The sequence below is a fragment of the Tenacibaculum agarivorans genome (assembly GCF_001936575.1).
In the GTDB taxonomy this organism is placed as follows: domain Bacteria; phylum Bacteroidota; class Bacteroidia; order Flavobacteriales; family Flavobacteriaceae; genus Polaribacter; species Polaribacter agarivorans.
Window position 1 is genome coordinate 37,836 of the sequence record NZ_MSMP01000040.1, and the last position, 6,000, is coordinate 43,835.

Sequence of the window (6,000 nt, forward strand, 5' to 3'; positions counted from 1 at the left end):
TTGCCTTGATGCAAAGGAGCAAAAATCAAGACTGGAATAATAAGAATTTTAAAATACTACGGTACCTTCAGCTACAGATGAAAAGAACTCGCTATCGCTCAAACAGCTTTTCATCTTTAAACCAACCTGCTACCTTGATTTTTAAAAATTCTTATCAATAGGTCGTTTTTTTAGTAATATTTCATTAAAATCGTTTCTTAATTTTTTTATCAAGGGTCTTGAATTAATGTATACAAAAAATTAATCGTAAATTGTATTAAATCGTTTGTGTCGATTCAATGTTCATTTAACCAGTTTTCTTTGGAAATACAATATTACTCTTGGAAGTTCTCACGTCACATACCTTCCATAGTAATGGATAATATTCCATATTTTTCGTTCTACCAGTGTTGGTATATCTTATAATCTTAAAGAACTTTTTAGGTAAACGTTCTTCTTTTTCTAATTTTTCTAATTCAACTTATAATTAATATGCTGATTGTCTAATGTTGCTAAAAATTCGTTCGTAATATTAACTTTAGTAGTCCTACTTGGTACATCTATCTCTATTTTTTCTTCTACATCATATACCACAAAACGTAAAGAATGAGAACCTGAATTGGTAACAAACAAATGTTGTAAGTCTTTTATCATATTCTCTTTTATATCTTTTAAGGCAAGCTTAATCGTAATCTTCTTACACATTTTTTCCATAATATCATGCAAGAGTAAAAACTCATTAAACCCAACTCTTGGATCACCTTTTACACCTTCTTTATTGGTCCAACCTGGTTTTACTATCGTTCTAATATATAAAAACGAATTTGGCACCAAAAAGTGTTTAAACTTTAAATAATCTTCTCCAAAAATTCGGAACTCAAAACTATCATTATAATCTTCCACGATAAAAGAAGCCCACCCTTTTCCTGCTTTAGAAACTCGGTGTTGTACATCAGTAACAATTCCGCCAAAGGAAATTCCCATTCCTTCATACTTTGCTAAATCTTTAAAATAGCTTACTTGTCCGTTACAGAATCTTAATTCATTTTTAAAATCGTCTAGTGGATGCGCAGAAATATACATTCCTACCATTTCCTTTTCTTTGGCTAATAACTCCATGGTTCCCCAAGTATCACATTGTGGAATTTCTGGTTCTGGTAATTCCACTTCACTTGCTTCTCCAAACAACGATACTTGAGAGGAATTTAAATTCTCTTGATACTTATTTCCAAAACGAATAGCTTTTTCTAAAAAAGTTTGTTCTTTTTCATCTTTAACATAATATTGTGCTCTGTGTGTATCTTCAAACGAATCAAAACCACCAGCTAATACCAAACCTTCAAATGCTTTTTTATTCGCTACACGTAAATCTACACGTTTCGCTACATCAAATACGGAAGTATAGGGGCCGTTTTCTTTTCGTTCATCTATAATTGCTTTTACTGCAGACGCTCCTACCCCTTTAATTGCAGCCATACCAAAACGAACGGCTCCTTCTTTATTTACTGAAAATTTAGAATAGGATTCGTTTACATCTGGCCCCAATACTTCTAAGCCCATACGCTTACATTCTTCCATAAAAAATGATACTGTTTTAATATCATTCATGTTATTGGAAAGTACTGCAGCCATATATTCTGCTGGATAATGTGCTTTTAAATAAGCTGTTTGATAGGCAATCCAAGCATAACAAGTTGAATGCGATTTGTTAAATGCGTACGATGCAAATGCTTCCCAGTCTTTCCAAATCTTTTCTAATGCTTTCTCATCATGTCCATTGGCCTTTGCCTGATCTACAAACTTCGGTTTCATTTTAGCCAATACCGCCGCTTGTTTTTTACCCATGGCTTTACGTAATACATCGGCCTCACCTTTGGTAAAATCAGCTAGTTTTTGTGACAGTAGCATTACTTGCTCCTGATATACTGTAATCCCATAGGTTTCAGCCAGATATTCTTCCATTGCAGGAAGGTCATATGCAATTTCTTCGTCTCCATGTTTTCTTCGGATGAATGAAGGAATATATTCTAACGGTCCTGGTCGATATAATGCGTTCATGGCAATAAGATCGGCAAATACTGTAGGTTTTAATTCTCGCATGTATTTTTGCATCCCAGGAGATTCGTATTGGAATATTCCGACTGTTTCTCCTCTTTGAAATAATGCATAGGTTTCTTGATCATCTATAGGAAAATTCTCAGGATCGAGATCTACGTTATGACGTGCTTTTACAATCTTTACCGTGTCTTTAATCAGGGTTAATGTCTTTAACCCCAAGAAATCCATTTTTAGTAATCCCGCACTTTCTACTACCGAGTTATCGAACTGTGTAACATACATATCAGAGTCCTTTGCAACCGATACGGGTACGAATTTGGTAATATCATCAGGCGTAATAATTACCCCACAGGCATGGATTCCTGTATTCCGAACAGATCCTTCTAATACTACGGCTTGGTTAATAGTATTGGCTTCTAAACCTGCACCTTGAGCAATGGCTCTTAATTCATTTACATTTTCTTTTTCTTCGGAACGTAGGCCTGCAACTTTTCCTTTACTTTTTTCATCCTCTCCAAAAATATTTTTCAGCTTAATTCCGGGAACAAGTTTGGCAATTCTATCGGCTTCAAATAACGGTAAATCTAGTACTCTAGCTGTATCACGTAATGATGACTTTGCCGCCATGGTACCATAGGTAATAATTTGTGCTACCTGATTGGCTCCATATTTTTCAATTACATAATCCATTACACGACCACGACCTTCATCATCAAAGTCAATATCGATATCGGGCATCGATACACGCTCAGGATTTAAGAAACGCTCAAAAAGTAAATCATACTTAATCGGGTCGATGTTAGTAATCCATAAACAATAGGCTACTACCGAACCTGCTGCAGAACCACGACCTGGACCTACAGATACATCCATTTTTCTTGCCGCCCTAATAAAGTCTTCTACAATTAAAAAATACCCTGGGTATCCTGTTTTTGCAATTACATCAAGCTCAAAATCTAATCGTTCAGTGATTTCATCTGTCAGCTCACCATATCTTTTTTTAGCTCCTTCATAGGTGATATGACGTAAATAATTATTTTCTCCTCGTTTTCCTCCATCAACTTCATCTTGTGGATCTTGAAACTGTTCTCCTATTTCAAAGGCAGGTAATAATACATCACGAGCTAATGTAAATCCTTCTATTTTATCTACAATCTCTTGAATATTACTAATTGCTTCAGGAATATCAGCAAAAAGCTTTTTCATTTCTTCAGTAGACTTGAAATAGTATTCATCATTAGGTAAACCATAACGATACCCTCTACCTCTACCTTTCGGGGTAGCTTGTTTTTCACCATCTTTTACACATAATAAAATATCATGTGCATTTGCTTCTTCTTTTCCTAAGTAATATGTGTTATTGGTTGCAACAATTTTAATATCATGTTTTTTAGAAAACTCTAATAGCGTTCGGTTTACAGCATCTTCATCTTCCTGTCCATGTCGCATTAACTCTATATACAAATCATCTCCAAACTCTTCTTTCCACCACAATAAAGCTTCTTCTGCTTGTTTTTCTCCAACATTTAAGATCTTATTAGGTACTTCACCATATAAGTTTCCTGTTAAAACAATAACATCTTCTTTATACTGCTTTACAATCTCTTTATCAATTCTAGGCACATAGTAAAATCCATCGACAAATGCTGTAGAAGACATTTTTGCTAAATTGTGATACCCTCTTTTATTTTTAGCTAATAGTACTACCTGATATCCGTTATCTTTTCTTGATTTATCTGTATGATTTTCACAAATAAAGAACTCACATCCTACAATAGGTTTTAATGGAGTTTCTGCAGATTTATTATGATTAGCAACCGCAGATGTAAAGTGGAATGCCGCCATCATATTTCCCGTATCGGTTAATGCTACTGCACTCATATTATCTTTTGCAGCCGCACTAACTAAAGCGTTGATCTGAATGGTGGATTGTAATACCGAAAATTGCGAATGGTTATGTAAATGTGCAAACTGAACACCTTCTAATTGTGCTAATCCTTCTGATGTTGATTTTGCATTGGCTTCACCAGATTCAGCAGCTTTTCGTTTACGTATTTTATCACTTTCAGCTTTTAAGTTTAAGTGTTTTAAACCTATTAACTGAATTGGCATCGGATTACTTTCCGAATACTTTGCGTAGTAATCTTCTGCTACATCTAATTTTTCAAGTGGATAATGCTTTAGACGTAATAATTCTAAAAAGCATCGTGTAGTGGCTTCTACATCTGCCGTTGCGTTATGCGCTTCATTAAAACCAACACTAAATAAATGTTGATGTAATTCTGTTAGCGTAGGTAACTTAAATTTTCCTCCTCTACCCCCAGGAATTTTACACATAGAAGCGGTTAACTCCGTACAGGTATCTAGAACGGGTAGTTCTGTTAGATTATTTTCTACACCTAATCTATGGAACTCACATCCCATAATATTCACATCAAAACCTACGTTTTGTCCTACAACAAATTTTGTCTTTTTTAAAGCTTCGTTAAATAACTCTAATCCTTCAGCTAGTGTTATCCCTTGTTCATTAGCTAAATCGGTAGAAATTCCGTGAACTCGCTCCGCATCAAAAGGAATATTAAAGCCATCTGCTTGGATTAGAAAGTCGTTATGTTCTATTAAATTTCCCATTTCATCATGTAACTGCCAAGCAATTTGTATAGCTCTTGGCCAGTTATCCGTATCTGTAATAGGAGCATTCCAACTCTTAGGTAAACCTGTAGTTTCGGTATCAAAAATTAAATACATTCCGCAAAAATTGATGTGAGTTTTGAGTTTGTAAATTTACGATTTATTCATCAAATAATCTCATGAGGATACTTAAACTCAAAAAGAAAACAGCGTATTAATTTTTTCTATTATTTTTACAAGTATAAAATAACCCATAAAATGAAAAAAGTAATTTACTTATTCTCTGCGATTTCCCTATTCTTTTCGTGTAAAAAAAATGATTACGTTGACTTCTCAGGTACGATCACTAATAAGAATTCCGATTCTTTAGTTATTGCTAATCCGCAAAATGGATTTAATAGAGTGATAAAGGTTAATGAAGATGGTACTTTTAAAGATACTCTAAAAGTAGATAATGGATTTTTCTCTTTATTTGACGGTAAAAATTATGCTACTGTATATTTTAGAAATGGTGATGAGATTACCATGAGCTTAGATGGTAAAGAACCCAGAAAATCTATCTTATTTGCTGGTAAAGGAGCTGCTGAGAGTAATTTCTTATCGATTACAGCTCAAAATCAAGTAGCTTTTAACACGGAGGTTAAAAATATTTTAGAATTACCTAAAGAAGCTTTTGATGAGAAGATCAATGCTTATGTTGGTGACTTTAAATCGAGATTAACTAACAAAGCACTGGATACTGCTTTTGTAAACATGCAAACTACAAATATTGACCGTTTACAGTCTCAATTAGTTAAAATGCATGGTGAGAAAATGTATGTAAAAACTAAGTTGGCTAAAGGAAAGGCTTCACCAAAATTTGTAGATTACGAAAAACCTGATAGAGAAACCGTTTCTTTAGATGATTTAAAAGGAAAGTTTGTTTATATAGATGTTTGGGCTACTTGGTGTAAGCCATGTACTGCTCAAATTCCTTTTTTAAAGAAGGTTGAAGAAGAATACAAAGATAAAAACATTGAATTTGTTGGTATCTCTATTGATTCTAGAAATGATTATTTTGAATGGAATGATATGGTTGAGCAGCAAGAATTAGCAGGACTTCAATTATATGCAAATGAAGATAAAGCTTTTACGGATGCGTATAAAATTAATGAAATTCCTCGCTTTATTTTAATTGATCCTGAAGGAAACATTGTGGATGCAAATGCACCAAGACCTTCTGACCCTAAATTAGTAGAATTATTTACTGAGTTAGGAATATAAAGCTGTAGGCTGTAGGCTGTAGGCTGTAGGCTGTAGGCTGTAGGCTGTAGGCTGTAGGCTGTAGGCTGT

At 34.1% G+C, this 6,000-nt stretch carries 2 protein-coding genes; one reads left to right on the forward strand and one right to left on the reverse strand.

What is annotated here, in order from left to right; genetic code table 11:
* Positions 1–450 precede the first annotated feature (450 nt).
* Positions 451–4,785: a DNA polymerase III subunit alpha gene (gene dnaE, locus BVC87_RS20340; RefSeq protein WP_075344248.1), complete on the reverse strand. Its 4,335-nt coding sequence runs from the start codon at positions 4,783–4,785 to the stop codon at positions 451–453.
* A gap of 141 nt (positions 4,786–4,926) precedes the next feature.
* Between dnaE and BVC87_RS20345 the strand changes: the two genes are divergently transcribed.
* A complete protein-coding gene (locus tag BVC87_RS20345; protein WP_075344249.1) occupies positions 4,927–5,931 on the forward strand; it encodes a TlpA family protein disulfide reductase in 1,005 nt (334 codons plus the stop codon).
* Positions 5,932–6,000: the final 69 nt, after the last annotated feature.